Source organism: Streptomyces sp. NPDC002785, assembly GCF_040295565.1.
Lineage (GTDB): Bacteria > Actinomycetota > Actinomycetes > Streptomycetales > Streptomycetaceae > Streptomyces.
Window position 1 is genome coordinate 1 of sequence record NZ_JBEOVN010000375.1, and the last position, 3,065, is coordinate 3,065.

The following is a 3,065-nucleotide window of genomic DNA, read 5'->3' on the forward strand; positions in this document are numbered from 1 at the left end:
GCGAGGCGTGGACACGTGGCGTGAGCGTCGACTGGGACACGGTGTACGGGGGTATGGGCGCACAGCGTGTCGAGCTGCCCACCTACGCCTTCCAGACCGAGCGGTTCTGGCCGGAGGCGGCGCTCGCGCCGACGGCCGGGGCGGCGCAGGCAGACCCGGTGGACACCTGCTTCTGGGAGGCCGTGGAGCGCGAGGACTGGCAGGCGTTGGCCGAGGAACTCGCGGTCGACGGCGACCAGCCGCTCAGCACCGTACTGCCGGCGCTGTCCACCTGGCGCAAGCAGGCCCGCGAGCGCTCCGCGGTGGACGGCTGGCGCTACCGCGTGACCTGGAAGCCGCTGGCCGACGGGCAGTCGGCGCGGCTGTCCGGCACCTGGCTGCTGATCGTCCCGCAGTACGCGGCAGAGGGGGAGTGGGCGCAGGGCACGGCCCGCGTCCTCGCCGAGCGCGGCGCCGACGTACGGCAGCTCGTCATGGACACCGGCGCGGACGGCCGGACATCCTTCACCGAGCTTCTTCGTCAGACGGCCGCCGACGAGGGCGCGCCGTTCAACGGCGTGCTGTCCCTGCTGGCACTCGACGACCGCCCGCACCCCGAGCACACCTCCGTCCCCGCCGGAGTTGCCGCAGAGCTGGCGCTGCTTCAGGCGCTGGGCGACGCGGAGATCGCCGCGCCGCTGTGGTGCGCCACCCGGGGCGCGGTCTCCGCTACCCGCTCGGACCGGCTGGAGTCGCCGCAGCAGGCGCTGATCTGGGGCCTGGGCCGGGTGACCGCCCTGGAACACGGCGAGCGCTGGGGCGGTCTGGTCGATCTGCCGCAGGCCGCCGACGACCGGGCGCTGGCCCGGCTGGTCACGGTCCTGGCCGGAGCCGAGGACGAGGACCAGGTCGCGATCCGGCCCACCGGGCTGTTCGTACGGCGGCTGGTCCGGTCCCCGCTCGCCGAGACGCCTGCCGTACGGACCTGGCGGCCGGCCGGGACCACGCTGGTGACCGGGGGCACGGGTGCGCTGGGTGCGCAGGTGGCCCGTTGGCTGGCCCGTAACGGTGCCGAGCACCTGGTGCTCACCAGCCGCCGCGGCCCGGACGCGCCCGGCGCCGCCGAGCTGCGCGACGAACTGACCGCACTGGGCACCGAGATCACCATCACCGCCTGCGACGTGGCCGACCGCGACGCCGTCACCGTGCTGCTGGCCGGTATCCCCGCCGAACAGCCACTGACCGCCGTGGTGCACACCGCCGCGGTGCTGGACGACGGCGTGATCGAGGGCCTGACGCCCGAGCAGGTCGACAGGGTGCTGAAGGTCAAGGTCGACGCCACGCTCCACCTGCACGAGCTCACCAAGGACCTGGACCTGTCCGCGTTCGTGCTGTTCTCCTCCTTCGCCGCCACCTTCGGCGCACCCGGCCAGGGCAACTACGCGCCGGGCAACGCGTTCCTGGACGCCTTCGCCGAGTGGCGCCGCGACGCCGGACTGCCCGCCACCTCGCTGGCCTGGGGCCCGTGGGGCGAGGGCGGCATGGCCGAGGGCGGCGTCGGCGACCGCATGCGCCGTCACGGCGTCATCGAGATGGCGCCCGAAATGGCCGTCTCCGCGCTCCAGCACGCCCTGGACCGGGACGAGTCGGTGCTGACCGTCGTCGACATGGAGTGGAAGCGCTTCGTCCTCGCCTTCACCTCCGGCCGTTCCCGGCCGCTGCTGCACGACCTGCCCGAAGCACAGGACGTCATCAAGGACATGCGGGGCGACGCCGAGACGGAGGACGCCGGCGCCGCTGCCCTCGCACAGAAGCTCGGCGGGCTGCCCGAGGCCGAGCAGGAGCGGCTGCTGCTGGAACTGGTGCGCAGTGCCGCGGCGACCGTGCTGGGCTACGCCGGCGCCGATGCCGTCGAGGCCGTACGTGCCTTCAAGGAGCTGGGCTTCGACTCGCTCACCGCGGTCGAGCTGCGCAACCGGCTCAGCGCCGCCTGCAGCCTCAAGCTGCCACCGACGCTGATCTTCGACTACCCGACGCCGAACGCGCTGGCCAAGCACCTGCGCGCCGAGCTGTCCGGTGGACAGTCGGCGGCCGCGGCCCCGCTGCCCACCGCGGCGGCTGCGGCCGACGACGAACCGATCGCGATCGTCGCGATGAGCTGCCGCTTCCCCGGCGGCGTGCACTCGCCCGAAGAGCTGTGGCAGCTGCTGACCTCCGGCGGTGACGCGCTGTCGGAGTTCCCGGCCGACCGTGGCTGGGACGTGGAATCCCTCTACAACCCGGACCCGGACGCGCAGGGCACCAGCTACACCCGCGAGGGCGGCTTCCTCACCGGCGTGGCCGAGTTCGACCCCACCTTCTTCGGTATCTCGCCGCGTGAAGCGATGGCGATGGACCCGCAGCAGCGGTTGCTGCTGGAGACCAGCTGGGAGGCGTTCGAGCGCGCGGGCATCGACCCGGCGACGCTGCAGGGCAGCCAGTCCGGCGTCTTCGTCGGGACCAACGGCTCCGACTACTCCATCCTCATGCGGAACACCACCGACGGCTACGAAGGTCACCTGGCCACCGGCAGTGCCGCCAGCGTGGTTTCCGGTCGGCTCAGCTACGTCTTCGGCCTGGAGGGTCCGGCGGTCACCGTCGACACCGCCTGCTCGGCGTCGCTGGTCGCACTACACCTGGCTGTCCAGGCGCTGCGTACCGGAGAGTGCGAACTGGCGCTGGCCGGCGGCGCGACCGTGATGGCAACCCCCGGCACCTTCATCGAGTTCAGCCGACAGCGCGGACTGTCCTCCAACGGCCGCAGCAAGGCGTTCTCGGCGGACGCCGACGGCTTCAGTCCCGCCGAGGGTGTCGGCATGCTGCTCGTGGAGCGGCTGTCCGACGCGCGGAAGAACGGCCACCCGGTGCTGGCCATCGTCCGTGGCACCGCGATCAACCAGGACGGTGCGAGCAACGGCCTGACGGCGCCGAACGGGCCGTCCCAGCAGCGCGTCATCCGCCAGGCGCTCGCCAACGCCCGGCTCACCGTCGCCGATGTCGACGTCATCGAGGCGCACGGCACGGGTACGACGCTGGGTGACCCGATC

General features: G+C 72.8%; 1 protein-coding gene. It reads left to right on the forward strand.

Going from position 1 to position 3,065, the window contains the following annotated elements; all coding sequences use genetic code 11:
* The coding region (locus tag ABTZ94_RS37070; RefSeq protein WP_351207797.1) for an SDR family NAD(P)-dependent oxidoreductase at nt 1-3,065 on the forward strand (3,065 nt) is incomplete at both ends.